This is a genomic window from Nocardia sp. NPDC059177, assembly GCF_042755165.1.
GTDB lineage: Bacteria > Actinomycetota > Actinomycetes > Mycobacteriales > Mycobacteriaceae > Nocardia.
Genome location: NZ_JBHZBX010000012.1, coordinates 89532 through 115737 on the forward strand (window position 1 = coordinate 89532; position 26206 = coordinate 115737).

Sequence of the window (26206 nt, forward strand, 5' to 3'; positions counted from 1 at the left end):
ACCTGCGGCGACTCGTGACCATTCCCACACGCCACCGAGGCGCCATGAGCTTGCCCGGCTAGGTTACTGACGAGTACGGTAAACGTATCCGGGACGACGATGTGCCCGGTTCTCTTTCCAGCCACCTGTGCAGCTGGACGTCGACGCCGCACTTCCGCATCCACCGCCGCATGCCGGATCACTGTTGCGCGACACCGTGTTTCGAAATTTTCAGGAGGGGCGATGGTTTCCTACATCGTGACAGGCGGTACCGGATTTCTGGGTCGGCGAGTGGTGCGGGGGCTGCTCGCGGCCGACCCCACCGCGATCGTGCACGTGCTGGTCCGTGCCGAGTCGCTGGCCAAGTTCACCGCGCTCACCGCGCAGCATCCCGACGGCGACCGCGTGTTCGCCCTGGTCGGCGACCTGACAGCCCCCGGACTCGGCCTCGGCGACGGCGCACCGCGCGCCGAGCACGTGCTGCACCTGGGCGCGGTCTACGACATGACCGCCGACGAGCAGACCGCGCACGCGGCCAATGTCGCGGGCACCCGCTCGGTGATCGCGCTGGCCCGCAAGCTCGGCGCCGTGCTGCACCACGTGTCCTCGGTGGCGGTCGCGGGTGATCATCGCGGCAAGTTCTTCGAGGAGGACTTCGACCTCGGCCAGAACCTGACCTCGCCGTATCACCGCACCAAGTTCGCCGCCGAGAAGCTGGTCCGCGAGGCCGACGACCTGCGCTGGCGGGTCTACCGGCCGGCCATCGTGGTCGGTGATTCGCGCACCGGCGAGATGGACAAGATCGACGGCCCCTACTACTTCTTCTCGGCCATCTCGGCGCTGGCGTCGCTGCCGGCCGAACTGCCGCTGCCGCTGCCCGATCTGGGCGCGACCAATGTGGTGCCGGTCGACTACGTGGCCGAGGCGATGGTGCGCCTGGTGCGCCGCGACGGGCTGGACGGGCGCACGTTCCACCTGGTCAACCCGCAGCCACAGCCCTTCGGCGAGATCTACCGCGCGCTGGCGACCGCGGCCGGCGGGCCCGCGGGCATCGGGACGGTGCCGGGCAGCGCCCGCGCGCTGACCGGTCTCGGGCATGTGCCCGGCGCGCACGCGCTCCGCGACTTCCTGTTCGAACAGGCCGGGATCCCGGCGGCGGTGGCGCCGCATGTCGGGTTCACCGCGGAGTTCGTCGCCGACTCCACCCGGGCCCAGCTGCCCGGGCTCACCGTGCCCGCCTTCGACACCTACGCCGACAAGCTCTGGAATTTCTGGCGGGCCGATCTCGACCCGAACCGTGGCCGTGCGGCCGCCGACGCGCACCCGCTGACCGGCCGCACGGTGCTGATCACCGGCGCGTCCTCGGGCATCGGCCTGGCGACCGCGCACGCGGTGGCCCGGCGGGGCGCGATCGTGCTGATGGTGGCCCGTGGTGTCGAAGATCTCACTGCCGCAGCCGAATCCGTGCGCGCCGAGGGCGGCACGGCGTTCAGCTACCCGTGCGACATCACCGATGCCGCCGGTGTCGACACGCTCGTACGGCAGGTGCTGACCGAGCACGGCCATGTCGACTACCTGATCAACAACGCGGGCCGCTCGATCCGCCGTTCGGTCGCCAACTCGGTCGACCGCATGCACGATTTCGAGCGGACCATGGCGGTGAACTACTTCGGCGCCGTGCGGCTGATCCTGGCGCTGCTGCCCTCGATGCGGGAACGCCACTTCGGTCACATCGTGAACATCTCCTCCATCGCGGTCCAGACCAAGGTCCCCCGCTTCGCCGCCTACGCCGCGAGCAAGTCGGCCCTGGACAACTTCAGCGATATCGCCGCGGTCGAGAACCGTGGTGCCGGAGTCACTTTCACCTCGATCCGGATGCCGCTGGTCCGCACCCCGATGATCGCGCCCACCGATCTGTACCGGGCGCTGCCGCTGCCCGACCCGGATCGCGCCGCCGACATCGTCGTGCGTGCCCTGCTGGAGCGGCCCGACCGCATCGACACCCCGGTCGGCACCTTCGCCCAGGCCGTCGAGATGTTCCTGCCCTCGCTCAAGCGCACGATCATGCACACCGGCTTCCGCCTGTTCGGTGAATCCACCGCCGCCCAGGGCACACCGGCCGTCCCGACCGTGGTGGCGGAGCCCGTCGAACCCGCCGCGCCGTCCCGCAACGCGCTCACCGCGCTGGCGCCGGTGCTCACCCCGCTCATGGTGGTGCCGGGTTCCGCGGCCCGGGTGAGCCGCATCCTGCCGGGCGTGCACTGGTAGTCGACGGCGCAGTGCCGGCCCGGTCACGACCTGTCGACGGTCGTGACCGGGCCGTCCGCGTGTGTCACGCCGCCGCGCTGTCGCGGCGGGTCAGTGTTCGCAGAGGGAGAATTCGCGTTCGTAGAGGTCGTCGTTGTGTTCGTCGACGAAGTACTTGCGTTCCGTCATCAGGTCCTCGCGGTACTGCTCGGCTTCGGCGCGGGTCATCGTGGTCGTCGGGGCCCAGGGTTGCTGCGGCGGAATGTCGCTGGTCGAGGTGATCGTGACCGTGGGGTCGACCAGGAAGAAGGCCAGGATCTTGCGGTGGCCGGGGCGGGTGGGGTCGGCGAGGCCGAAGGGGGCGACGCGGTGCTGGAGGATGTTCGGGAAGGCCAGGCAGCGGCCGGGCACGGTCGCGACCGAGCCGAGGACCTGGTTGAGCGGGTCTTCGTCGTCGAGGCCGTAGACCTCGTGCATGCCGTTGCGGTCGTTCTGCTCGTAGTCCGGATCGTCGATGGCCGCGCGGAAACTCAGCTGACTGTCGGTGATGTTGGCCGAGTCCCAGTAGTAGATGCCGGTCGAGACGATGCGTTCGTTCATCATCCCCTCGACATGCCAGGAACCGCCCGGGTATTCGGGGTTGCCGGGGGTCAGCTGGATCGTCGCGAGCTTGACGATGACCTGCAGGCGGCGCCCCCGCAGGTCGACGCGCGTGTCGTCGCCGCGCCCGGCCGGCGGGCGGTATTCGGGCGCGTCCGGGACGACCGGCAGGCGGTTCTGCCACCAATCGTCGGAGGCCTCCTCATAGGCTTCCCAGGCCTCGTCGAACTTCTCGTCGTCCTCGTCGAGCTCGGGCTCCTGCGGTTCGTCCACGTACCAGTTGTAGGGGTCGGCGATGATCCGCAGCGGACGGGGGCTGCGCAGATCGGTGAGGACGTTCTCGAAGAGCGGACGCATGCGCGCGAACAGCACCGGCAGCACGTCGGCGAGCTCGCCATGGGTCTGCGGATGCACATTGTTGACATACGAGGCGAATTCGACCGCCCCGTCCGCGCCGACCTCGACATCGGTGGGCAGCCACTGGAACTTCTCCGACAGCGCGTAGCGCGCCGTGTCGGAATCCGCGCCCGGCCACGGCGCGTCCGCGTCCCGGCTCACCCCGCGCACGTAGCAGTACAGCGAGGGGTGCACCAGATCCAGGACCTGACCACCGGATCCGGGGTGCCAGTCGCGGTCGGCCTCGGGAACCTCTTCCAGTGGCCGGACCGCCGCGGCGAGCCGGTCGCGCAGTTCGTCCTCGATCAGCGAGTCCGAGTGCCACGTGCCGTCGACGCCGGACACCTCGATGCCGGTCCGTTCGTCGCGCAGCGCGGCGTAGTGCGCCAATTCGGCCAGCACATAACGGATCTGGGCGTCGGTGAGGCCCTGTTCGGCCGCCTCCCGTGTCCACCTGGCCACGATCTCGGGATCGTCACACTTGACGAACCACTGCGGCTTGGCCCGGATCTGGGCACTGAGCTGCATCATCTGCAGTTCCCGCAGAGTCCGGGGTGGTGCGACCGAGCATTTGTGGGCGACGAGAAAGGGCAGCGGAAAAGCAGCGAGATCAATCATGGCGCTGCCGAGGATAGTTCAGCGCTCCGACAGATCCGATGACCGCCGGCGAGCGGTCACCTCACCGGACCCGCACCAGCTCCGTGGACCAGGGTTCACCCGCCGCGATGAGCGCACGGGCGGCCCGCAGCTCCCGTGGCCTGGCCATGGCGACGGCGCCGACCGGTCGGCCGTCGCGCAGCGCCACCGCCAGGAAGTCGCGCGCCGCCGGATCGCCCTCGACGATCAGCTCGTCGTGCGGGTGGACCCACCCGGCGAACTGCATCGACACCCCGTGCTGATCCGTCCAGCCCCAGGGGATCTCGGCGGGTGCCGTCGGCCGGCCGAGGATCGCCCTGGCCGCCGCGGCGCCGTCGGACAGTGCGGCGTTCCAGTGCTGGGCTCGTTCGAAGACACCGCGGTGCGGATGGCAGGAACTGGCGACGTCACCGGCGGCGAACACCCCGGGCGCGGACGTGCGGTAGTGCTGGTCGACGACGATCCCGTCGCGTACCGCGATGCCCGCGGCCTCGGCCAGTGCCGTGTCCGGCACCGAGCCGACGGCGATCAGCGCGGCGGCGGCGCTGAATGTGCGGCCGTCCGCGACGGTGGCCGTGACACCCTCCCCGCCTTCGGCGAGTTCGGCTGTCCTGACATCGTTTTCGACGAGCACGCCGTGTTCGCGATGCAGTGCGTGTACCACCTCCGAGACGGCCGCCGGGACGATCCGCGCGAGCAGGGCCGGGCCTGCTTCGAGCAGCGTCACCCGGGCGCCCAGGCCGCGCGCGGTCGCGGCGACCTCGCAGCCGATCAGCCCGCCGCCCAGCACCAGCAGCGAACCGCCCGCGTCGACGGCCGACTGCAAGGCGGTGACGTCGGCGCGGGTGCGCAGCGTGTGCACCCGTGCCGAGCCGGTCTCGAGCGTCCGCGCGCGGGCACCGGTCGCGAGCAGCAGGCTGTCGTAGCCGAGCAGTTCACCGGTGTGCAGGCGCACAGTGGACCGGTCGGTGTCGACGGCCACCACCCGCGTCGCCGGGCGCAGCTCGATCGCGTTGTCGGCCCAGAACTTCACCGGCTTCAGCAGGACGCGGTCGAACACGGCGGTGCCGGCGAGCAGTTCCTTGGACACCGCGGGCCGCCGGTACGGCAGGTCGGGTTCGGCGCCGAGCAGCAGGATCTCCCCGGCATAGCCCTCGCGGCGCAGCGTCTGGGCCGCGGTGACACCGGCGACACCGGTGCCGACGATGACGATCCGGGCGCTCATCCGCGGCTCACCTCACGCATGTCGAAATCGGCCTTGGCCGCGCCGCAGTCGGGGCAGGACCAGTCCTCGGGGATGTCGTCCCAGCGGGTGCCGGGCTCGATGCCGTCCTCGGGCCAGCCGAGGGCCTCGTCGTACTCGAAGCCGCATTGCGCGCACTGGTAGAGCTTGTAGTCGTTCATCGTCGGACCTCTCCGGACGGTTCGAAATCGAGCTTCTCGCGGACGCCGCAGTCGGGGCAGCACCAGTCGCCGGGGATCGACGCCCAGGCGGTGCCGGGCGCGAAACCCTCACGGGGAGCGCCGATCCGCTCGTCGTAGACGTAGTCGCACACGGGGCAGGTATAGGACATCAGCGGGCTCCGTACTGCGCCAGCACCTTCGCCCGCTTGGCGGGCTGGATGTTCACACGGGTGATGTCGCCCTGGTAGTGCGCGAGCACCCGGTGATCCATCACCTTGCGCCACAGCGGCGTCAGGTAGGCCAGGCCGATCAGGCTGGCGTAGCCGCTGGGCAGTTCGGGGGCGCCGTCCATGTGCCGCAGGATCTGGTAGCGGCGGGTGGGGTTGGCGTGATGGTCGCTGTGTCGCTGCAGGTGGTAGAGGAAGATGTTGGTGACCAGGTGGTCGGAGTTCCAGCTGTGCTCGGGGGTGCAGCGTTCGTAGCGGCCGCTCGCCGTCCGCTGCCGCAGCAGCCCGTAGTGCTCGAGGTAGTTCACCGTCTCGAGCAGGGAGAACCCGTAGATCGCCTGGATCAGCAGGAACGGCAGGATCGACGGCCCGAACACCGCGACCAGCCCGCCCCACAGCACCACCGACATCAGCCAGGCGTTGAGCACGTCGTTGTGGATCGAGAACGCGCTCTTGCCCAGCCGCTGCATGCGGGTGCGCTCGAGCTCCCACGACGAGACCAGGCTGCCCCACACGCTGCGCGGCAGGAAGGTCCAGAAGGATTCGCCGAAGCGGGCGCTGGCCGGGTCCTCCGGTGTCGCCACCCGGACGTGGTGCCCGCGATTGTGCTCGATGTAGAAGTGCCCGTAGAAGGTCTGGGCGAGGGTGATCTTCGACAGCCAGCGCTCCAGCTCGTCCTTCTTGTGGCCGAGTTCGTGCGCGGTATTGATGCCGACGCCGCCGATGGCCCCGACGGTGAAGGCCAGACCGATCTTCGAGGCGAGGCCGAGACCGCCGTCGATGCCGAGCCAGGACAGGTTGTCCGCGGTCCACAGGTACGCGGCGAACACCAGGCTGACCAGCTGCAACGGAATGTAGGCGTAGGTGCAGTAGCGGTAGTACCGGTCGTGTTCGAGCTGTTCCATCACCTCCGCGGGCGGGTTCTTGCCGTCGGAGCCGAAGCACAGGTCAAGGGCCGGGAGCAGCAGGTAGATCAGGATCGGCCCGAGCCACCACCACACGGGTGCGACAGCCTGCCAGCCGAGCCGCTCGAAGACCCACACGAAACCGGTCGCCAGCAGTACCGAACTCGGCGCGACGAGTCCGAACAGCCAGAGGTAACGCTTGGGATCGCGCCAGCGTGGTGGCGCGGTGGATGACTCGTGGTCACCGATACGAGAGGTCGTCATCGCTGTTCTCCTGATCACCGAGACCCCGGACAAGTAGTCACCGGAAGTCGCTTTTGTTTACAAAATAGCGCGTTGTGTTCCGATCAAATACACATTTGCCCAGATTGTCAATGATGAAGCAGAAGGGGCAGCACATGTAGGATGAGTGCGTGGCCGAATCGCCGAACTTCCAAGCCGAAATGCGTCAACTCCTGCGCGACCGCATGCTCGACGCCGCCCGCACCATGGTCGTCACCGAGGGCTGGGGATCGGTCAACATGTCCCGGGTGGCCAAGGAGGTCGGCATCAGCAGACCGGTGCTGTACAAGGAGATCGGCACCAAACAGGCGCTCGCGGACGCTCTCATCGAACGCGAGACCGGCATCTACCTCACCGGCATCACCGAGACACTGGCCGAGCATCCGGCCGAGCCGATCGCCGGGATGACCGCCGCCGCCGAGTACACCTTGCGCACCGCAGGCGACAACACCCTGATCAAGGCGGTGCTCTCGGCCCGGCAGGACGGCGACACCGCCCTGCTGCCCGCGCTGGTGAGCGATCCGGAACCCGTGCTCGGCCGGGCCGTCGCCGCGCTCACCAGCACGGTGCGCGAGCAGTACCGCCTCGACACACTGAGCGACGACGAACTCACCGGGGTCGTCGAGATCATGGTCCGGCTGACGCTGAGCCACCTGTTCCAGCCGACCGGCAGCGTCGATCGCGCGGTCGCGCAGATCGGCGCCGTCCTGTCCGGCGTACTGCCCGCCGCCTGAGCGCGGCTCACAGCCGCGCGTTCACCTGCCCGGCGGCCGCGGCGAACGCCCAGCCGTAGGCACCGTGCGCGGTCGGGAAGATCCCGCCCGCACATACGGGATCACCTGCGGTGCAATAGTTCTCGGTGCGATCGGCGTACAGCGGCGCGACCGTGCCGCCGACCAGCCGCAGCGGATCACCGAAGAGCAGCACCGCGACCACCCGGGAAGACAGCTCCGCGGGCAGCACCCACATACCGGGCAGCACCAGCATCGCCGGTGAGCCGAGCACCCCGTGGGTCACCGCGGCGCCCTGCGAATAGCCGACCAGGACGAACCGCTGCTCGGGGCAGGCCGCGGCCTGCGACAGCAGATGGGTGGTCATGGCCCTGGTGCCGTCGCCGACCGAGGAGGGCACCAGCAGATCGGCCGGATACTCGACGCGATGCGCGGTGGTGTCGACCGGCAGTTGAGTACTGAGCACCGCGTAGAGCGGGTCGCCGATCGCCGAACCCAGATAGCCGGGTTCGGAGGTGCCGCGGGCAACGACGACATCGAGAGTGGCGCAGTTCTGCGCCGACGCCGTCGCCGGGGACATCATTGTCCCGATCCCCGTGGCCAGAAGTAATACTGTCAGCGCTCGCGCTGTCCGAGAGGTCATCGTGCCCACCCACTCACGCCATTGTGAGAAATAGAGAACGAGCGATCACCGTCCACCACAACGGTATTCGGTGCGCTCAGGGGTGGAATACCCGTCGGCCCGCATCGGCACGGCACACAGTGTGCATATCTTGCGCCACAAACGAGTCTCGGAATCGCCTGCGGCGCGACGCCGCAGGCACGGGATCAGCGCTTCTTCTTGGGCTTCTTCTTGTACTTGGGCTTGTCGTGATCGGGCTCCCACTCGTAGCCGGCGACACCGTTCTCACAGTAGGAGTTGGCGACCAGGACATCGCCCTGGTCCCGCTCGCACCACCGGGTCGTCTTGGAACAGGAAGTGGCGCCGAGTCCGGCGAGTACGGCGAGAGCGAGTACCGCAGCGCCGGCACGGGTGCGAACCTTCATGAGCCTATGGCCTTTCATCGACAAATTGTCGCTGGTCAAGGCATTTTCCAGGACTGCCCCCCAGCTACCGACGCACCAATGCTACTTTCCCATCATGTCGAGCGCAGCGCCTGATTCACTGGAAGATTTCACACCCGACGCGATTGTCGTCGGCGCGGGGCTCGCGGGCCTGGTCGCCGCCCACGAACTCGTGCTGGCCGGACGCAAGGTCCTGGTACTCGACCAGGAGAATCGGGCCAATCTCGGCGGGCAGGCGTTCTGGTCGCTGGGCGGGCTGTTCTTCGTCGACAGCCCGGAACAGCGAAGGCTCGGCATCAAGGACTCCTACGACCTCGCGCTGCAGGACTGGCTCGGTTCGGCCGGTTTCGACCGCGAGGACGAGGACCGGATGGCCCGGCAGTGGGCGCAGGCCTATGTCCGCTTCGCCACCGACGAGAAGCGGGACTACCTACACGCCTTGGGCCTACGGGTGACTCCCCTGGTCGGCTGGGCCGAGCGGGGCGGCGGGCTGGCCGACGGGCACGGCAATTCGGTGCCGCGCTTCCATCTCACCTGGGGCACCGGCCCCGAGGTGGTCCGCGTCTTCCTCGAACCGGTGCTGGCCGGTGAGGCGAAGGGCTTGGTGCGCTTCGCTTTCCGGCATCAGGTCGACGAACTGGTGGTCTCCGACGGCGCCGTCACCGGGGTCCGCGGCAGTGTGCTGGCCCCGAGCGACACCGAACGCGGGGTGGCCTCGAACCGGGATGTGGTGGGCGAGTTCGAGCTTCACGCCCCGGCGGTGCTGGTGAGTTCGGGTGGTATCGGTCACGCGCACGAGCTGATCCGGCGCAACTGGCCCACCGAACGTCTCGGCCCGGCTCCGGCGACGATGATCTCCGGTGTGCCCGCCTATGTGGACGGCCGCATGCTCGGTATCTCCGAGTCGGCCGGCGCCGCGCTGGTCAACCGGGACCGGATGTGGCACTACACCGAGGGCATCAACAACTGGGATCCGATCTGGCCCGATCACGCCATCCGGATCATTCCGGGACCCTCGTCGCTGTGGTTCGACGCCGACGGAATCCGCATGCCCGCACCGTGTTTCCCCGGCTTCGACACCAACGAGACCATGCGCCGCGTCCTCTCGACCGGGCAGGACTATTCGTGGTTCGTGCTCAACCAGTCGATCATCGAGAAGGAGTTCGCGCTCTCGGGTTCCGAGCAGAACCCCGACATCACCGGCAAGGATCTCAAGCTCACCCTGCGCAGCCGGGTCGCCAAGGGCGCACCGGGACCGGTGGAGGCGTTCAAGCAGCACGGCGTGGATTTCGTCGTCGCCGATACCCTCGCCGACCTGGTCGACGGGATGAACGAGATCGCCCGCGGCCCGAAGCTCGACGCCGCGGCGCTGGAGCGCCAGATCGTCGCACGCGACCGCGAAATCACCAATCCCTACACCAAGGACGCCCAGGTCGCCGCGATCCACAACGCCCGCAAGTACTTCGGCGACAAGGCGGGCCGGGTGGCCAAGCCGCACCGTGTTCTCGACCCCGCGCACGGCCCGCTCATCGCGGTGCGCCTCAACATCCTGACCCGCAAGACCCTCGGTGGGCTGCAGACCGATCTGGATTCGCAGGTGCTGCGGCCGGACGGGTCGGCCTTCCCCGGCCTGTTCGCCGCCGGTGAGGTCGCCGGGTTCGGTGGCGGCGGCGTGCACGGCTACAACGCGCTCGAGGGCACGTTCCTGGGCGGGTGCATCTTCTCGGGCCGGGCAGCCGGGCGGGCGATGGCGAAGCGGCCGACAGTGAGCTGAGCGGTGCGCTAGAAGGGGCGGCCGTGCCGGGGAGTCAGGGTGCGGGCCGCCTCTTTGGCGACCTCGGCCAGCGCGCGCGCCAGCCGGGCGGTGTCGAGCGCGGTGCGGTCACCGTTGACGGTGCCCGACAACGAGATCGCCGCCACCGCCACCCCGCGCCCCCGGATCGGCACGGCCACGCAGCCGACTCCGGGCAGCGATTCCTCGGTGTCAACGGCCACGCCCTGCCGATTGCGGATACGGGTGAGCTCGCGGTGCAGTTCGGCGCGGTCCACGATCGTGCGCGCGGTCCGCGGCACGGTGTTGCCACGCAGCGAGGCCTCAGCGATGCCGGGTTCCAGGGTGGCCAGCAGGGCCTTGCCCACAGCCGTGGAGTGCGCGGGCAGCCTGCCGCCGACGCGGGTCGGAATGGCCACCCGGCTGCGCCCGCCCGCACGGTCGAGGAACAGCACCTCGCGCCCGTCCAGCACGGCGAGATGGCCGATCAGGCCGGTGCGCTGACTCAGTTCGTAGAGCAGCGGCGCGACCACCTCGCGCAATTCGTTCTGCTCGGCGGCGAGGCCACCGAGTTCGAGTACCCGCAGCCCCAGGCGATAGCCGCCGGGGGTGTGCGCCAGCCAGCGCAGCCGGATCATCTGGTCGAGGATGCGGTGCACGGTCGAGCGGGGCAGCCCGGTGCGTTCGGCCAGCCCGAGCAGGGTCAGGGTGGGCGTGGTGGCGTCGAACGCGTCGAGGATGAGCGTCATCCGCTCGATCATCGAGGTCGGCGGCGCCGCGGGCGCCCCGGTCGCCCGGTCCGATCCGGTCCACAGATCTTCCGGTGCCGGCTCGGTCACGATCTCGACCGTCATTGATCCAACCTCCACAGTGCGTAGCGCTAACAGACTAGAGCCGTCCGCTGTGCTTCTGCACCATTTCGCTGTACCGACCAGTCCACAACGGAGATTCGGACTTTTCCGCCACCGGCGATCGGGCGGATTCGAGCTGCGCGGCACGGTCGACGAGTAGTTCGGCCGGACCGGACGGCGGGGTGGTGCGGCGCCAGATGGCCCGGAACTTCCGGGTCAGCCGGGCACTGCCGGCGGACGGGATCTCGATCAGCGCACCGGATGCCAGATCGGGCGCGGCGATCAGGCGGCTCAGCACCGCCGGTGCCATGCCGGTCCGGGCGGCCGACACGATCGCGGCCGCCGAACCCAGTTCGGCGGCCGGGCCCGCCGGTGCGCCTTCGGTGCTGAGCAGATTCCACACGGTGTCGCGGGTGCCGGAGCCGGGTTCCCGCCACAGCAGTGCGGTACCGGACAGCTCGGCCAAGGTGACCGGGGTGTCGCGGCGCACCCAGGGATGATCCGGGGCGACGACCACGACCAGGTCGTCGGTACCGAGAATCCGGCTGCCGAGCCCGGCGGGTGGGTGCGGACCTTCCACGAAGCCCAGTTCGGCGGCGCCCTCGCGCACCAGCGCGGCGACCTGGGTCGAGTTCTCCACCTCGAGCGCGATCACGATCTCGGGACGATCGGTCCGCAGGGCCGCGAGCCAATGCGGAATCCGGTGGTCGGCAATCGTTTTCGAGGCGGCGATGCGCAATCGCGGGGCCTGTTCGGCCCGGAGCCGGGCGATATCGTCGACCAGCTCGCCGACCGCGGCCAGCACGGTGCGGGCGTGCCCGACCACCGCCTGTCCGGCGTCGGTGAGCGCCGAGCCGGTCGGTCCCCGGTCGAGGAGTTTCACTCGCAGGCGCCGTTCGAGCGCGCTGATCCGCATACTGGCGGCCGGCTGGCTGATCCCGTGCCTGCGGGCGGCCGCGCCGAGGCTGCCCAGTTCGGCCACCGTCACCAGGAGGTCGAGTACCTCGAGGTCGGGCGTTCCGGGTGGCAGCGTCATGAGCCGATTATCGGCGACGGCTGCGCGTGGCGCATCAGGCGCGGGTGCGGCGCTGGATCTTCTTCACCAGGCCGTAGAGCGCGACCGCTGGTTTCAGCGGGATCCATTCCCCGAAACGGTAGTCGGCGCCGCGGACCAGGCGCGCCGCGAGTTCCGGGCTCTGTTCGGCCAGGTACTGCCGTGCGGTCTCGGCGTGGGTGGGCAGGGAGACGATCTTGATCCGGTCGGCGTCCTTCAGCAACGGGATGGCGAAGGCGATGTTCTCCCAGGTGGAGCGGCTGTCCTCCTCCAGCACCAGCTCGCCGCGATAGCCGCGGGATCCGGTCGCGTAGCGCGCCATCAGCGCAGCCTCGCTGTCCGGGCCCGCGCAGGCGCCGCCGCACAGCACCAGGCGCGATTCCGGGGCGGCCGGGTCGATCGAGCGCAGGCCGGCGCGGACACGCCAGCGGTTCATGGCATTGGCTCGCGGCCCGGCATTGCGATAGCCGAGCACGACCACCGCTTCGGTGCCCGCGGGCACCGATCCCAGGCCGCGATGCGAGGCGCGCCAGTTGGCCCATTCGCCCCAGAGCAGCACACCGAGGCCGGCGACGAGGGCCGACCGGGTCCGTTTCCGCACCTCCCCAGCAAAGCACACCCGGATGCTGCCAGCACGGCATCGAAGTCATAAGCCACCATTATGAGCACCTCCGAAACCGGCCTCTACCCGGCATTGCATGGTTGGGCGAAGGTCGACGGTATGAATCGCGCACGGACCCTCGCTCCCGGTCTCGCCCTCGCCGCGCTACTGGCCACCGTGGCGACGCCGGTGGGCCGGGCGCTGCCGATGGTCGGCACACCGGTGCTGGCGCTGGGCGCGGGTGCCGTCGCGGGTATGGCGCTGCGGCGCCGGATCGAGACCGAGGCGCTGTTCGATCCCGGCCTCGAGGTCGCGCGGCAGCGGCTGCTCGGGGTGGCGATCGTGCTGCTCGGGCTCGGGCTGCCCATGGGATCGGTGCTGAGCGTGGGGCGCGAGACCGCGATCGTGCTGCTGGGCACCCTGATCGTCGGCGCGGTGGCCGCGTTCGTGGTCGGGCGGATGCTGGCCGTGGACCGGGAATCGGCGACGCTGGTCGCGGTCGGCACCACCATCTGCGGTGCGTCGGCCATCGCGGCCGCCACCGCGGTGCTGCGGCCGGATCGGCAGCGGGTGGCCTATGCCCTGGGCACCATCTTCGTATTCAATGTCGCCGCGGTGCTGATCTATCCGCCGCTGGGCCGCGCACTCGGCCTGTCCCAGGAGGCCTTCGGGCTCTGGACCGGGACCGCCATCAACGACACCTCCTCAGTGCTCGCGGCGGGTGTGGCGTTCGGTGCTGGGGCGGCGCAGTTCGCCGTCATCGTGAAAATGGTCCGCAGTCTGGCCATCGTGCCGCTGTGTATCGGGCTGCACCTGGGCCGCCGGCGCATCACCGCCGACGCCCCTGCGGGCTCGCTGCGCCAAGCCTTTCCACTGTTCGTGGTGCTGTTCCTCGCGGCCTCGGTCATCGCCGGTCTCGGCATCCTTCCCACGTCCGTCGTCGATCCGCTCGGCACCGTCAGCGGCTGGCTCATCGCCGTCGTCCTGGCGGCGATCGGGACCTCGCTGAGTGTCGCCCGAGTGCGCATCGCGGGCGCCCGGCCGCTGCTGCTCGGCGGCCTCCTCGGGCTGGTGCTCGGTGTCTCGAGCCTGGCGCTCATGTACGCCACCGGCTGGTGCTAGCCGATCCGGTGGTGGGTACACTTCCCTCGTAACTCCTCAGACAAGTAGAGAGGTATTCGGGTGGTAGCGCAGGTACGGCGGCAGCCGCTGGCCGCTCAGGCGGCCGAACTCCTGCTCGCGCGGATCCGCGCGGGCGAATGGCCGCTGGGGCATCGATTGCCGGGTGAGACGTTGCTCGCCGCCCAGCTGGGGGTCGGCCGGTCGACGTTGCGCGAGGCGATCCGTGAACTCGCGGGCAAGGGTGTGCTCGACAGCAGGCAGGGTGCGGGGGTGTTCGTCACCGCGCTGGACGTGAGCGAGGACTGGGACGTGGTGCTGCGCGGTGCGACCATCGCCGCGGTGATCGAAGCCCGGATCGCCATCGAGGCCGAGGCCGCGGCCCTGGCCGCGCAGCGCCGCACCCCCGCCGATCTGCGCGCGATCCGCCGCGCGCTGGCGGGCAGGCGCGCCGAGGGCCAGAGCGTGGCCGAGCACGTCGACGCCGACATGACCTTCCATCGCGCGGTCGTCCTGGCCGCGCACAACACGGTGCTCACCCAGCTGTTCGACAGCTTCCTGCCGCGCCTGCGCCTGGCCATGATCGACATGCTCCACCTGCGTCCGGTCCCCTCCGAGGACGCCGACCACGACGCGCACGCCCAGCTCACCGACGCGATCGCCGCCCGGAACCCCCCGGCCGCAGCGGAATTCAGCCGCACCCACCTGACCGCCTTGAAGGAGGCCTTCGCATGACCGGCGTCCCGGTGATCGAACTCGACGAGGTGACCTTCCGCCGCGAAGGCAAGAAGATCATCAACGGCATCTCACTGACCGTGCGAGCCGGTGAACACTGGGCGCTGCTCGGCCCCAACGGCGCGGGCAAAAGCACCCTGCTCGGATTCTGCGGCGCGGTCACCTTCCCCACCACCGGTGTCGTGCGGGTACTCGGCGAGCAGCTCGGCCGGGTGGAGCTGGCGCGGCTGCGCCGCTCGATCGGGCACGTCAACCCCCGGCATCCGCTGGAGTACCCGCTGACCGTGCGCGAGGTGGTCCTCACCGGTGTCACCGGCACCATCGACACACCGATGTACTGGTCCCCCACCCGCGCCGATCTCGCGCGGGCCGACGCGATCATCGACACCCTCGGACTGTCGGGCAAGGCCGAGGGACGCTGGCCGACGCTGTCGCAGGGCGAACGCGGCCGGGCCCTCATCGCGCGCGCCCTGATCAGCGAGCCGCGGGTGCTGCTGCTGGACGAGCCGTCCACCGGTCTGGATCTGGCTGCCCGCGAACAGCTCCTCACCACCATCGACACCCTCGACCGCACCCACCCCGAGGTCGCCTCGATCCTGGTCACCCACCATCTCGAGGAACTCCCGAGCACGACCACCCACGCGCTGCTCATCGCCGGCGGCCACACCGTCGCCGCCGGCCCGGCCACCGAGGTCATCAGCACCGACCACGTCAGCGCCGCCTTCGACCACCCGATCGAGGTCGACTACGACGGCCGTTGGCGGGCCCGCGCCCGCTGACCTCGGCGTTAGGATCGACAGGCAGCACACGTCGGCACGAACAGGAGGATGTCATGGGAATCATCGCGCACCGGATCATCGCCACAGCGGGTGCCGCCGCAGCGTTGACCCTGGCCGCGGCGGGAATCGCGACCGCCGAGGAAGCCGAACCACCGTCGTCACCGCTGGTGCAGTACATCGAGTCCTGGCCGCCCGCGCCGGAGGGCTGCGCCGAGATGTGGGATCCGATCGAGGACGCCGTCGAGGACTCGGTGCCCGCCTACGCCGAAGCCGAGTTCGAGGCCTTCGACGACTGGTGCGAGGGCGACGACGACTGAGTTCGCGTCAACCGAACTCGCCCGGATCGAAGTCCAGGTCGGCGCCGAGGAGTTCGTCGGCGCGGGCCAGCGCGCGGTCGAGTTCGCCGGTGACCGAATCCAGTACCGACAGGCCGTCGAGCATGCCCGACAGTTCGTCGTGCAGGGCGTGCAGCTCGGCGATGCTGGTGTCGACCTCGGTCCAGGCGACGGTGTCGCGCCACCAGTGGTCCCGCTGCACCCACGACCACACGATGTCGCGCACGAACAGCGCGTCGGTGGTGAACAGCTGGCGCTGCCGGGCACCGTCGGTGTGTTCGAGTTCGTAGGTGCCGTCGTCGAGGTAGCGGGCCTGGATGCGCTCGGTCGCCGACCGGGTCAGCAGCAGGAACGGGTGGTCCGGCGCCGGATCGGCGACCCCGTCCCCCGGCGCGAACGGATCGACCATCCGTGGCACGTCGAAGCCGTCACCGACGTGGACGATGACCTCGGGCGGGTCGTCCTGCGCAGCACCCATCCGGCCAGTCTGCCGGATCGATCCGCTCCGGTCAGCACCGAGCGGGTCAGCCGGTGATCACCGCGGCGGTCAGCTGGTCGAGGTCGTCGATCACGACCGCGGCCAGCGCGAGTGCGTCGGGGGCAGGCGGGAACTCCGGGCGGGGGTCGGCGATCACGCGCATCCCCGCGCTGTGCGCCGACCGCAGGCCGTTGGTGGAATCCTCGACGGCCGTACAGTGCTCCGGCTCGACGCCGAGACGCTGGGCGACAGTGAGGTAGACATCGGGTGCCGGCTTGCCACGGCCCACTTCCTCGGTGGACAGGATCGCCGAGAAGTACTCGAGCAGGCCGGACTTCGCGAGCACCAGGTCGATCAGCGAGCGTGGCGAGGAGCTGGCCAGGCCCAGTTTCCACTGCCCGGCGCAGCGCTGGACGGCCTCGACCGCGCCGGGCAGCAGCGGCACGTGGTGGGCGTACCGGTCGGCCATCAGGTCGATGATCTTGGTCGAGAGTTCCTCGAGCGGCATGGCGACACCGAGGTCGTCGCTGAGGTACGCGGCCCATTCCTGGGTGCTCATGCCCATCATCTTGCGTTGCGAATCCGGTTGCCACCGGCCACCTTTGAGTTCGACGTACTCGCGCCGGACCTGTTCCCAGATCGGTTCGGAATCGATCAGCACGCCGTCCATGTCGAACACCACCGCCGCGATACCCATGCGCCCAGCCTTTCGCCGTTTCTCCGCCGGGCACCACACGGCACCCCGGCTCTGACGGTACGTACAGACCTGCTCGATGATCGGCACCCAGCCTAATAGAGGCGGACCGGCGGCGGTGAGACGTGTCACCGACACACCCCGAAGTGGGACACCGACGGCGAACATCCAGCTCGGCAGCGATAACGTGTTGCATATGGACGATACACAGGCTGCCAACTCGCTGCCGGACGCCGAGCATCACGAGGGCGGGTTCCGTCCGGTGGCCGACCTGATCCAGCAGCGCAGGGAGCGCGGGCTGGACCTGACCGTCGGCGGACCGCACTACGGCGAACTGGTCGAGCAGACACGCGAGCTCATGGACCGCATCCGGCTGATCAATCCGTCCGACGAGCTGGCCAAGGACGCCATCGCGACGCTCGAACAGCTCAACGCCCGCCTGGACGCGGCGGTCGTGGACGAGTGGTCCTCGCCCAGCTGGACCCGTGTCGATCTGCCTGCCCGCGGCAATGTCACCCTGCCGCCGTACACCGTGACCAGCTCCGCCCCCGAGGGCGTGACCGTCGCGCTGACCTTCCGCACCTTCCACCTCGGCGGCAACAACGCCGCGCACGGCGGGCACATCGCGCTGGCCTTCGACGACGTCCTGGGCATGACCGCGGCCGTGCACACCAATGCGGTGACCCGGACCGCCTCGCTGACCATCGACTATCGCTCGATCACACCGCTCAACACGGAGCTGACGGTTCGCGGCTGGACCGAGCGGGTCGAGGGCCGCAAGGTGTACCTGCGGGCCACCATGCACGACGGCGAACGGCTCTGCGCCGAGGCGCACGGCCTGTTCATCATGCTCCAGCCCGGACAGCCCTGATCCCGGCGGGCGACAATTCGATCGGCCTGATCCTAATGTCGCCCGCACCGGCCCGGGTGGCGCAATAGCGCTGTGCGACCGCATCCACGCAGGTCGATCGCCGAGCCACCCGGCGCAGAAACATCCCCTGAATTCTCCGCGTGATCGCGACTCGATCCCGGCCGGAAATCGGCCACTATCGTCGCTGTTCATGCAGGTCAGCGAGAAAACGGCAGCCACACCGATCCGTGGCGGGCGCGCCGGTCGGGCGCGCCGGGTCGCCGATGTCCTACGCCACCAGATCCTGGCGGGCGCGGTGGCGGGCACCCTGCCCGGCGAGCAACAGCTCGCCGCCGAGCACGGCACCTCCCGCAACACCGTGCGCGAGGCCTTGGCGCTGTTACGCGACGAGGGGCTCATCGATCGCGCGCCGAAGGTCGGCACCCGCGTCGCCGCCCGCAAGTTCGATCACGGGCTCGACGCCCTGCTCGGCCTGCAGGAGACGCTCAGGGAGCACCGTCCGCAACGAAGTACGCGCCGCCACCACCATCACCGCTCCCCCGGCCGTGGCCCGCCGTCTGGCGCTGGCACCCGGTGCGCGCGTGGTCTACATCGAGCGGCTGCGGTTCCTCGCCGAGCTGCCGCTGAGCCTGGACCTGACCTACCTCGCCCCCGACATCGGCGCCGAGGTACTCGCCCACGATCTCGCGACGACCGATGTGTTCGTCCTGCTCGAGCAGGTCACCGGGCGTTCGCTCGGCACGGCCGAGCTCGCCCTGGAGGCGGTGGCGGCCGATCCGCACACCGCGACCACCCTCGACACCCCGGCGGGCGCGCCGCTGCTCATGCTCGAGCGCCTGACCCATCTCGACGACGGACGGCCCGTCGATCTCGAATACATCCGCATGCGCGGTGACCGCATCACCATGCGCGGCAGCCTCACCCGCAGCGCACCCGAATGGAAGGTCCTCTAATGGCTCTGGTCCCCCAGCGCGCCGACGTCCCGGTGACGATCGACGAATCGCTGTGCATCACCGGCTGCAACCTGTGCGTAGACATGTGCCCGCTCGATTCCCTTGCCATCCACGAGGATTCGGGCAAGGCCTACATGCATGTGGACGAGTGCTGGTACTGCGGGCCGTGCGCGGCGCGCTGTCCCACCGGTGCCGTCACCGTCAACATGCCCTATCTGCTCCGCTGAACCCGGGAATCCACGCATGAAGTTCACTCGTCTCGTCCCCGTCGCGCTGGCCATCGCGCTCACCGCGGCGGGCTGCTCGCTGGAGAGCAGCGGTGCCGCGCCCGAGGGCACCGTGAAGGTCGTCGTCGGCTATCAGTCCAAGACCATCAACACCGTCACCGCGGGCACGCTGCTGCGGGCCCAGGGCTACCTGGAGCAGCGGTTGCAGCAGCTCACCGACGCGGGCGGTGCGACGTACCAGGTGGAATGGCAGGACTACGACACCGGCGCGCCGATCACCGCGCAGATGGTGGCGGAGAAGATCGATATCGGCTCGATGGGCGACTATCCGTTGCTGATCAACGGTTCCCGCACCCAGGCCGCCGAACGCGCGCGCACCGAGCTGGTGTCGATCACCGGCTACAACCCCAAGGGCGCGCTGAACATGGTTGTCGTGCCGAATGATTCGACGGCCCGCTCGCTCAACGACCTGGCCGGGCAGAAGATCTCGGCCAGTGTCGGTTCGGCCGGGCACGGCACCCTGGTGCAGGCGCTGACCCGCGCGGGGATCGACCCGGTCACCGGTGTGGAGGTGCTCAACCAGCAGCCGCAGGTGGGCGCGACCGCGCTGGAGTCGCATCAGGTGGGCGCGCTGTCGCAGTTCGTGGCCTGGCCGGGTCTGCTGGTGCAGCAGGACAAGGCCAAGCTGCTCTACGACGGCGCCGAGCTGAACGTGCCGACCTTCCACGGTGTGGTCGCGCGCCGCGCCTACGCCGCCGGGCATCCTGAAGTGCTGCAGGCGTTCCTGGCCGCGCAGCTCGACGCGACCGCGTTCCTCAACGAGAAGCCGTTCGAGGCCGCCGGCATCGTCGCGGAGGGCTCGGGGCTGCCGCAGGAGGTGGTGTACCTCTACAACGGTCCCGGCGGCACCAGCTTCGACACCACGCTCAAGCCGAGCTTGATCGCGGCCTTCAAGGACGACGTCGACTATCTGAAGTCGATCGGCGACTTCGCCGAACTCGACATCGACGCCTTCGTCCAGGACGGTCCGCTGCGCGAGGCCTACGCCGGTCGCGGCGACTACGACGCCGATCTTGCCTCGGGGACCAATCCGAGCAAGGTCACCGGGACCGACCCGGTCTGCGGGGTGCCCGTCACCGATCCGGCACTGGCGGGCGAGGTGTGGGTGGACGGCGCCGACAAGCCGCAGCCCGCGGCGAACCCGGACTGCCTGCTGCGCGCGGTGCGGGCCGCCGAGGCGCAGGGCACGACGATTCGCGCGGTCTATCTGCCCGATGCCGAGCTGGGCACCCGCTGGTTCGCCGACAAGGCCGTGTGGCTGCGCGACGGCGAGCGCTACCTGCCGTTCACCACGCAGGCCGCGGCCGACCGGTACCGTGCCGCGCACGCCGAGGCGACTCCGGTGACCTACCGCCAGGCCGTGACGGAGGTGCGCGGATGAGCGCGGTATCCGACCGGCGCTCCTCGGTCGCGACGCAGTCGACCGCCGATACGGCTGCGGCGCACAAGATCTCGATCGCGGGAACCGACGGCGACGGCGTGGATATCGGCGCGCGGGCGACCCACGACGACGGCGTGCCGGTCGCGGTGGTGTCCGGGCGGGAGACTTCCGCCGCACCGGGCAGGTCGGTGTGGATGTCGCGGGCCATCCGGATCACCTCGGTCGTGGTGGCCATCGGCGTGTGGCAGGCGCTCACCGCCGGTGATGTGCGGTTCGGGCTGCGGTTCGACACCTTGCCGACGGTGACCGAGATCGTCGCCGAGTTCGGCGAGCACCTGGGCACCGGCCAGTACTACCTGGATGTGGCGCAGTCGCTGGTACGCATCGTCACCGGGTTCGGGCTGGCGGCGGTGGCCGGCGTGCTGGCCGGGATCGGCCTGGGCCGCTCGCGGCTGCTGGCCGAGGTGTTCGGCCCGCTCGCCGAGCTGATCCGCCCGATTCCGGCGATCGCGCTGGTACCGGTGGCGATCCTGCTGTTCCCCAGCGACGAGTCCGGCATCGTGTTCATCACCTTCACCGCCTCGCTGTTCCCGGTGCTGGTGAGCACCCGGCACGCGACGCGCGCGCTGCCGACCATCTGGGAGGACGCCGTGCGCACGCTCGGCGCCTCCCGGCGCGAAGTGCTGACCAGGGTGGTGGTGCCCGGCATCCTGCCCGGTGTGTTCAGTGGGCTCTCGGTCGGGATGGGTGTGGCCTGGATCTGCCTGATCTCCGCGGAGATGATCTCCGGGCGCCTCGGCATCGGCTACCGGACCTGGCAGTCCTACACCATCGTCGACTACCCCGCCGTGTTCGTCGGCATGATCACCATCGGCGTGCTCGGCTTCCTCACCTCCGGAATCGTCGAACTGGCAGGCCGCCGGGTCACCCGCTGGCTGCCGAGAGAGGTCTCGTCATGACCAGCACCCTCGCCCCCGCCGTCTCGACCGGGATGCGGCTGGACCTGGAATCGGTCCGGATCAGCTACGGCGGCACGACCGTCGTGCACGACATCGATCTCGCGGTCGCCGCCGGGGAGATCCTGGTGCTGGTCGGCAAGTCCGGCTGCGGCAAGTCGACGCTGCTGCGCGCGCTCGCCGGGCTGCGCCTGCCCACCGGCGGCGTGATCCGCGCCGACGACGACACCGTCACCGGGCCGTCGGCCGATCGCGCCCTGGTCTTCCAGGACGACGCGCTGCTGCCGTGGCGCACCGCACGCGCCAATGTCGAACTGGCCCTTCGTCTTCGGGGTGTACCCCGCGCCGAGCGGGCCACGCGGTCGGGGCGTTGGCTCGACGAGGTCGGGCTCACCGGCTACGCCGACTACCTGCCGCGCGATCTGTCCGGCGGGATGCGGCAACGGGTCCAGCTGGCGCGCAGCCTGGCCGGTTCCCCGCGCGCGGTGCTGATGGACGAGCCGTTCGGCGCGCTCGACAGCCAGACCCGCACCGAGATGCAGCGCCTGCTCGTCGACACCTGGCGCGCGCATCCCACGACCATCGTTTTCGTCACCCACGACCTCGACGAGGCCCTGCTGCTCGGCGACCGGATCGCCGTGCTCGGCGCGGGTTCGCTGCGCGCGGTCGTCGAGGTTCCCGAGCCTCGTACCGCGGTGGACCGCGGCGAGCTGCGGGACCGGATTCTGGAGCTGCTGTGAATATTCCCGAGCTGACCGATCGCGTGCGGCTGGACTGCGACGTGCTCGTCATCGGCGGCGGCACCGCGGGCACCATGGCCGCGCTGACCGCCGCCGAGTCCGGCGCGAACGTGCTGCTGCTGGAGAAGGCGCATGTGCGTCATTCCGGCGCGCTGGCCATGGGCATGGACGGGGTGAACAACGCCGTCATCCCGGGCAAGGCGGAGCCGGAGGACTACGTCGCCGAGATCACCCGGGCCAACGACGGCATCGTCGACCAGCGCACCGTCTATCAAACGGCGACACGCGGTTTCGCGATGGTGCAGCGGCTCGAGCGCTACGGCGTGAAGTTCGAGAAGGACGAGTACGGCGAGTACGCGGTGCGCCGGGTGCACCGGTCGGGGTCGTATGTGCTGCCGATGCCCGAGGGCAAGGATGTGAAGAAGGCGCTGTATCGCGTTCTGCGCCAGCGGAAGATGCGTGAGCGGATCCGGATCGAGAACCGGTTGATGCCGGTGCGGGTGCTCACCGCGAACGGGCGTGCGGTGGGTGCCGCCGCCCTGAACACGCGCACCGGTGAATTCGTCGCCGTCGGCGCGAAGGCGGTGATCCTGGCGACCGGTCCGTGCGGGCGGCTCGGGCTGCCCGCCTCGGGCTATCTGTACGGCACCTACGAGAACCCGACCAATGCCGGGGACGGCTACGCGATGGCCTACCACGCCGGGGCCGAACTGTCCGGGATCGAGTGCTTCCAGATCAATCCGCTGATCAAGGACTACAACGGTCCCGCGTGCGCCTATGTCGCCAATCCGTTCGGCGGCTACCAGGTCAATGCCGAGGGCGAACGGTTCGTGGACTCCGACTACTGGTCGGGGCAGATGATGGCCGAGGTGAAACAGGAGATCGAATCCGCGCGCGGGCCCATCTATCTGAAGGTTTCGCATCTGCCGGACGAGACGCTGTCGACCCTCGAATCGATCCTGCACACCACCGAGCGACCCACCCGTGGCACCTTCCACGCCAATCGCGGCCACGACTACCGCACCCACGACATCGAGATGCACATCTCCGAGATCGGTTTGTGCAGTGGGCATTCCGCGTCCGGGGTGTGGGTGGACGAGAACGCGCGCACGACTGTCCCCGGGCTGTACGCGGCGGGTGATCTGGCGTGTGTGCCACACAACTACATGATCGGCGCGTTCGTCTACGGTGATCTGGCCGGCGCGCACGCGGCCGGCACCCTCGATGCCCTCGCCGCTCCCACCGAGCTGCCCGAGGACCAGCTCGCCGACGCACACGAACTGATCTACCGCCCGCTGCGCCAGCCGGAGGGCCCGCCGCAGCCGCAGGTGGAATACAAGCTGCGCCGTTTCGTCAACGACTATGTGGCGCCACCGAAGACCGCGGCCAAACTGTCGATCGCGGTGGAGACCTTCGAGCGGATGCGCGGGGAGGTCGAGGGCATCGGGGCGCGCACGCCGCACGAGCTGATGCGGGCGGCGGAGGTGTCGTTCATCCGGGACTGTGCGGAGATGGCGGCGCGCAGCTCGCTGACCCGCACCGAATCCCGTTGGGGGCTCTACCACGACCGGGCCGACCTGCCCGATCGCGACGACGCCTCCTGGAATTTCCACTTGAACCTGCGCAAGACCGCCGCGGGCGAGATGGAGTTCGTGAAGCGGTCGGTGGCGCCGTATCTGGTGCCGGTGCCGGGGCTGGACGATGTGCCTTCGGCGGAGCCGATCGTGGAGGTGATCGCCCAGCCGGAGCTGGTCGGTACCCGGGCACCGCAGCACGACACGCCGGTGCGCGGCCGGCCCATGGCGACCACACCGTCGTCGCCACGGCTGGTCACCCTGCTGGCGCTGGATTCCCCTGCGGTCGAGGATGTTTCGAGCTATCTGACCGATCCCGATCCGGTCGTGCGGGTGGCGGCCCTGTCGGTGCTCACCGAGAACACCCCCGACGGATTCGCCGACGAGCTGGTGCGCGCGCTCGGTGACGAGGCCGCCTCGGTGCGGCGGGCCGCCACCGAGAGTCTGCGCGAGCTGGTGGAGGTGCTGCCGGGTGCGGGTGCGCTGGCCGATCACCTCGGCTCGCCCGACCCCCTCGTCCGGGCGACCGTCGTCGACCTGCTGCGGGCATTGCGCGCCGGATCGGCCGCCGAATTCCGTGCGGCGCTGGCCGATGCCGATCATCGGGTGCGGATCGAGGCGGTTCGCGCGCTCGTCTCGCTCGACGACGCCGACGCGGTGGCTTCGATCGCCGCGGACGTCAACCGGGAAGTGCGGATCGCCGTCGCCCAGGGCCTCACCTCCATCGGAGCGGGCGGGATCGAGGTCGTCCGGGCGCTCTCCGCAGACCCCGACCCGCTGGTGCGCGCCGCCGCGCTGACGGCCTACGCGACATTGGGCCCGGTCGCCGAGGACATCACGCAACTCGCTGCCGCCTTACGGCATTCCGCGTGGCAGGTGCGCGTCGGTGCGGCGCGTGGGCTGGCGGGTGCCGCGCCCGAGGCGGCCGTCGCACCGTTGACCGGCGCGCTCGCCGACCGGCACCTCGACGTCCGCAAAGCCGCCGTGCTCGCCCTGGCCACCTGGCCGGGCGACGATGCCGCCGTGGACGCACTCGAAACCGCCGTCGCCGATCCGGACGCCGATGTGCGTGCCTATGCCCGCCGTGCCGTGGTGGCAGCGGGACGCACGCCGGCCAGGGTCACCGCGCTGACCGACGTCCCCGCGTGAGCACCGCCGGCCGGGGATGGTGCCGCTGCACCGCCCGGTCGCCGTTCCGCACCGATCGGCTGTTCCTGCCCTTCGCGCAGGTCAGCGCGCCGCGGTGTCTTCGTCACAGTGTCGGTGATCCGCGGCGTCGCTAGGGTGGGGCCATGAGTGCACGAACCGGCAGTGTGGTGGCGGTCGCCGAGGATCTGGGGTCGGTGACGACCGTCGGGCCGGAAGACGATCCCCGGGCGGCGGGGACCTCGCCCGAGGCGGTGGCGCGGCTGTGGGCGTCGGTGTGTGACTGGTATGCGATGGGGACCACGCCCGCGATCCAGGTGTGCCTGCGCCGCAACGGCAAGATCGTCCTGAACCGGGCGATCGGTCACGGGTGGGGCAATGCGCCCAGGGATTCCGCCGATGCCACGAAGATCCTGGCGACCCCCGACACTCCGTTCTGTGGTTTCTCCACTGCGAAGGGTGTCGCCGCCACGGTGATGTCCATGCTGGTCGAACAGGGCGCGTTCGCGTTGAACGACCCGGTGTGCCACTACATTCCGGAGTTCTCCGCGCATCGCAAGGACCGGATCACCATCGGCGATGTGCTGTCGCATTCGGCGGGCGTGCCGTTCCTCACGCCCCCGTACCGGGGCAGCGAGGTGGTGCCCGACGAGGAACTGGCTCTGTCCGCGCTCGCCGATCTCGTGCCGAGCTGGCCGCCCGGCCGGTTCCGCGTCTACCACGCGCTGACCGGCGGGCTGATCCAGCGCCTGCTGATCCAGCGGGCCACCGGCAAGCGGATGCGCGAGCACCTCGCCGAGCAGGTCCTGGTCCCACTCGGCTTCCGCTGGAACAACTTCGGCGTCGACCCGGCCGATATCGGCGGGGTCGTGCCGAGTGTGAAGACCGGTCCCCCGCCCTCGCGGCTGTCGCTGTTCCTGGCGCACAAGGCGCTCGGCGGGCGGATGGACAAGGCGTCCAAGTCCGACAACGACGCGTTCCTCACCGCCGAACTCCCTTCCGGCAACCTGGTGACCACCGCCTTCGAGCTGTCACGGTTCTACGAAATCCTCACCCGCGGTGGCGAACTCGACGGCGTCCGGATCATCCAGCCCGCCACCCTGCGCGACGCGATCGGACCGGCCGACCGCATCCCCGGCGCGGCGGGCCGGGTCAGCCGTGCGGGATTCGAACGGGGCGGGCGCCGATCGAAGTTCGGCCGCGACACCCGTTTCCACTTCGGCCGCAGCGGTTTGACGACCCAGTACGGCTGGGCCGACCCGGAGCGCGGGCTCGCCGGCGCCGTCCTCACCAGCGGCAAGGCGAGCACCGACACCCACCGCCCCTGGCAGCTGGTCGCCCAGGTCTCCGACACCCTGCCACGCCTCGACCGGGCACCGGACTGGCTGCACGTCCGGTAAGCGTTGTGC

The 26206-nt window shown here is 69.8% G+C and carries 26 protein-coding genes and 1 pseudogene; 15 read left to right on the plus strand and 12 right to left on the minus strand.

Going from position 1 to position 26206, the window contains the following annotated elements; genetic code table 11:
* Window positions 1-222: 222 nt before the first annotated feature.
* Entirely contained in the window at window positions 223-2247 is a 2025-nt protein-coding gene (locus ACFXK0_RS17025; RefSeq protein ID WP_379411264.1) for an SDR family oxidoreductase, read from the plus strand.
* Window positions 2248-2337: 90 nt separating this feature from the next.
* On the opposite strand, the gene ACFXK0_RS17030 is transcribed toward ACFXK0_RS17025, so the two are convergent.
* The 5 genes from ACFXK0_RS17030 to ACFXK0_RS17050 all read right to left on the minus strand — a co-directional run bounded on the left by ACFXK0_RS17030 (window position 2338) and on the right by ACFXK0_RS17050 (window position 6658).
* Entirely contained in the window at window positions 2338-3840 is a 1503-nt protein-coding gene (locus tag ACFXK0_RS17030) for a DUF4246 domain-containing protein (RefSeq protein WP_379411265.1), read from the minus strand.
* Window positions 3841-3901: 61 nt separating this feature from the next.
* The gene (locus ACFXK0_RS17035; protein ID WP_379411267.1) at window positions 3902-5083 is read right to left on the minus strand and encodes an NAD(P)/FAD-dependent oxidoreductase; all 1182 of its coding nucleotides are present in this window, start codon (window positions 5081-5083) and stop codon (window positions 3902-3904) included.
* Entirely contained in the window at window positions 5080-5262 is a 183-nt protein-coding gene (locus ACFXK0_RS17040; protein ID WP_379411268.1) for a rubredoxin, read from the minus strand. The genes ACFXK0_RS17035 and ACFXK0_RS17040 overlap by 4 nt, the downstream gene beginning before the upstream one ends.
* Window positions 5259-5435, minus strand: a complete 177-nt coding sequence (locus ACFXK0_RS17045) for a rubredoxin (protein WP_379411400.1) — start codon at window positions 5433-5435, stop codon at window positions 5259-5261. Before ACFXK0_RS17045 ends, ACFXK0_RS17040 begins: the two co-directional genes overlap by 4 nt.
* A complete protein-coding gene (locus ACFXK0_RS17050) occupies window positions 5432-6658 on the minus strand; it encodes an alkane 1-monooxygenase (RefSeq protein WP_379411270.1) in 1227 nt (408 codons plus the stop codon). The genes ACFXK0_RS17045 and ACFXK0_RS17050 overlap by 4 nt, the downstream gene beginning before the upstream one ends.
* A 149-nt stretch (window positions 6659-6807) precedes the next feature.
* Between ACFXK0_RS17050 and ACFXK0_RS17055 the strand changes: the two genes are divergently transcribed.
* Window positions 6808-7410 carry a TetR family transcriptional regulator gene (locus ACFXK0_RS17055; RefSeq protein ID WP_379411271.1) on the plus strand — a complete coding sequence of 201 codons (603 nt, stop codon included), beginning with the start codon at window positions 6808-6810 and terminating at the stop codon, window positions 7408-7410.
* 7 nt (window positions 7411-7417) lie between these two features.
* On the opposite strand, the gene ACFXK0_RS17060 is transcribed toward ACFXK0_RS17055, so the two are convergent.
* Window positions 7418-7990, minus strand: a complete 573-nt coding sequence (locus ACFXK0_RS17060; protein ID WP_379411272.1) for a cutinase family protein — start codon at window positions 7988-7990, stop codon at window positions 7418-7420.
* A 245-nt stretch (window positions 7991-8235) separates the two neighbouring features.
* Window positions 8236-8454: a hypothetical protein gene (locus tag ACFXK0_RS17065; protein WP_379411274.1), complete on the minus strand. Its 219-nt coding sequence runs from the start codon at window positions 8452-8454 to the stop codon at window positions 8236-8238.
* 94 nt (window positions 8455-8548) lie between these two features.
* Between ACFXK0_RS17065 and ACFXK0_RS17070 the strand changes: the two genes are divergently transcribed.
* Entirely contained in the window at window positions 8549-10246 is a 1698-nt protein-coding gene (locus ACFXK0_RS17070) for an FAD-binding dehydrogenase (protein WP_379411275.1), read from the plus strand.
* Between the two features lie 8 nt (window positions 10247-10254).
* On the opposite strand, the gene ACFXK0_RS17075 is transcribed toward ACFXK0_RS17070, so the two are convergent.
* From ACFXK0_RS17075 to ACFXK0_RS17085, 3 genes are read right to left on the minus strand one after another with little or no spacing between them, the layout of a single operon-like run.
* On the minus strand, window positions 10255-11097 hold the full coding sequence (locus ACFXK0_RS17075) for an IclR family transcriptional regulator (RefSeq protein ID WP_379411276.1): 843 nt from the start codon (window positions 11095-11097) through the stop codon (window positions 10255-10257).
* Window positions 11098-11131: 34 nt separating this feature from the next.
* Entirely contained in the window at window positions 11132-12130 is a 999-nt protein-coding gene (locus ACFXK0_RS17080) for a LysR family transcriptional regulator (RefSeq protein ID WP_379411278.1), read from the minus strand.
* Window positions 12131-12164: 34 nt separating this feature from the next.
* Entirely contained in the window at window positions 12165-12749 is a 585-nt protein-coding gene (locus ACFXK0_RS17085; RefSeq protein WP_379411280.1) for a YdcF family protein, read from the minus strand.
* 60 nt (window positions 12750-12809) lie between these two features.
* Between ACFXK0_RS17085 and ACFXK0_RS17090 the strand changes: the two genes are divergently transcribed.
* The 4 genes from ACFXK0_RS17090 to ACFXK0_RS17105 are packed head-to-tail and all read left to right on the plus strand — an operon-like array spanning window position 12810 to window position 15699.
* Window positions 12810-13871, plus strand: coding sequence for a YeiH family protein (locus ACFXK0_RS17090; protein WP_379411281.1), 1062 nt, complete (start codon window positions 12810-12812; stop codon window positions 13869-13871).
* 60 nt (window positions 13872-13931) lie between these two features.
* Entirely contained in the window at window positions 13932-14603 is a 672-nt protein-coding gene (locus ACFXK0_RS17095; RefSeq protein WP_379411283.1) for a FadR/GntR family transcriptional regulator, read from the plus strand.
* On the plus strand, window positions 14600-15382 hold the full coding sequence (locus ACFXK0_RS17100; protein WP_379411284.1) for an ABC transporter ATP-binding protein: 783 nt from the start codon (window positions 14600-14602) through the stop codon (window positions 15380-15382). Before ACFXK0_RS17095 ends, ACFXK0_RS17100 begins: the two co-directional genes overlap by 4 nt.
* A gap of 53 nt (window positions 15383-15435) precedes the next feature.
* On the plus strand, window positions 15436-15699 hold the full coding sequence (locus ACFXK0_RS17105; RefSeq protein WP_379411286.1) for a hypothetical protein: 264 nt from the start codon (window positions 15436-15438) through the stop codon (window positions 15697-15699).
* Window positions 15700-15706: 7 nt separating this feature from the next.
* Here the strand turns inward: ACFXK0_RS17105 and ACFXK0_RS17110 are convergent, their stop codons facing one another.
* Both ACFXK0_RS17110 and ACFXK0_RS17115 read right to left on the minus strand, forming a co-directional pair.
* Complete coding sequence (locus ACFXK0_RS17110) at window positions 15707-16195, minus strand: hypothetical protein (protein WP_379411287.1); 489 nt, start codon at window positions 16193-16195, stop codon at window positions 15707-15709.
* Between the two features lie 46 nt (window positions 16196-16241).
* Window positions 16242-16892: an HAD family hydrolase gene (locus tag ACFXK0_RS17115; RefSeq protein WP_379411289.1), complete on the minus strand. Its 651-nt coding sequence runs from the start codon at window positions 16890-16892 to the stop codon at window positions 16242-16244.
* 193 nt (window positions 16893-17085) lie between these two features.
* On the opposite strand from ACFXK0_RS17115, the gene ACFXK0_RS17120 reads away from it, so the two are divergent.
* From ACFXK0_RS17120 to ACFXK0_RS17155, 8 genes and pseudogenes are all read left to right on the plus strand, one after another.
* The gene (locus ACFXK0_RS17120) at window positions 17086-17760 is read left to right on the plus strand and encodes a PaaI family thioesterase (protein WP_379411290.1); all 675 of its coding nucleotides are present in this window, start codon (window positions 17086-17088) and stop codon (window positions 17758-17760) included.
* Between the two features lie 190 nt (window positions 17761-17950).
* Window positions 17951-18713: pseudogene (locus ACFXK0_RS17125) on the plus strand (GntR family transcriptional regulator).
* On the plus strand, window positions 18713-18940 hold the full coding sequence (locus tag ACFXK0_RS17130) for a ferredoxin family protein (protein WP_379411292.1): 228 nt from the start codon (window positions 18713-18715) through the stop codon (window positions 18938-18940). The pseudogene ACFXK0_RS17125 and the gene ACFXK0_RS17130 overlap by 1 nt, the downstream one beginning before the upstream one ends.
* A 16-nt stretch (window positions 18941-18956) precedes the next feature.
* Entirely contained in the window at window positions 18957-20381 is a 1425-nt protein-coding gene (locus ACFXK0_RS17135) for an ABC transporter substrate-binding protein (protein ID WP_379411293.1), read from the plus strand.
* Window positions 20378-21340, plus strand: coding sequence for an ABC transporter permease (locus ACFXK0_RS17140; RefSeq protein ID WP_379411295.1), 963 nt, complete (start codon window positions 20378-20380; stop codon window positions 21338-21340). Before ACFXK0_RS17135 ends, ACFXK0_RS17140 begins: the two co-directional genes overlap by 4 nt.
* A complete protein-coding gene (locus tag ACFXK0_RS17145; RefSeq protein WP_379411296.1) occupies window positions 21337-22077 on the plus strand; it encodes an ABC transporter ATP-binding protein in 741 nt (246 codons plus the stop codon). Before ACFXK0_RS17140 ends, ACFXK0_RS17145 begins: the two co-directional genes overlap by 4 nt.
* Window positions 22074-24800, plus strand: a complete 2727-nt coding sequence (locus ACFXK0_RS17150) for a fumarate reductase/succinate dehydrogenase flavoprotein subunit (RefSeq protein WP_379411298.1) — start codon at window positions 22074-22076, stop codon at window positions 24798-24800. The genes ACFXK0_RS17145 and ACFXK0_RS17150 overlap by 4 nt, the downstream gene beginning before the upstream one ends.
* Before the next feature lie 143 nt (window positions 24801-24943).
* Window positions 24944-26197 carry a serine hydrolase gene (locus ACFXK0_RS17155; protein WP_379411299.1) on the plus strand — a complete coding sequence of 418 codons (1254 nt, stop codon included), beginning with the start codon at window positions 24944-24946 and terminating at the stop codon, window positions 26195-26197.
* The last annotated feature ends 9 nt before the right edge of the window (window positions 26198-26206 follow it).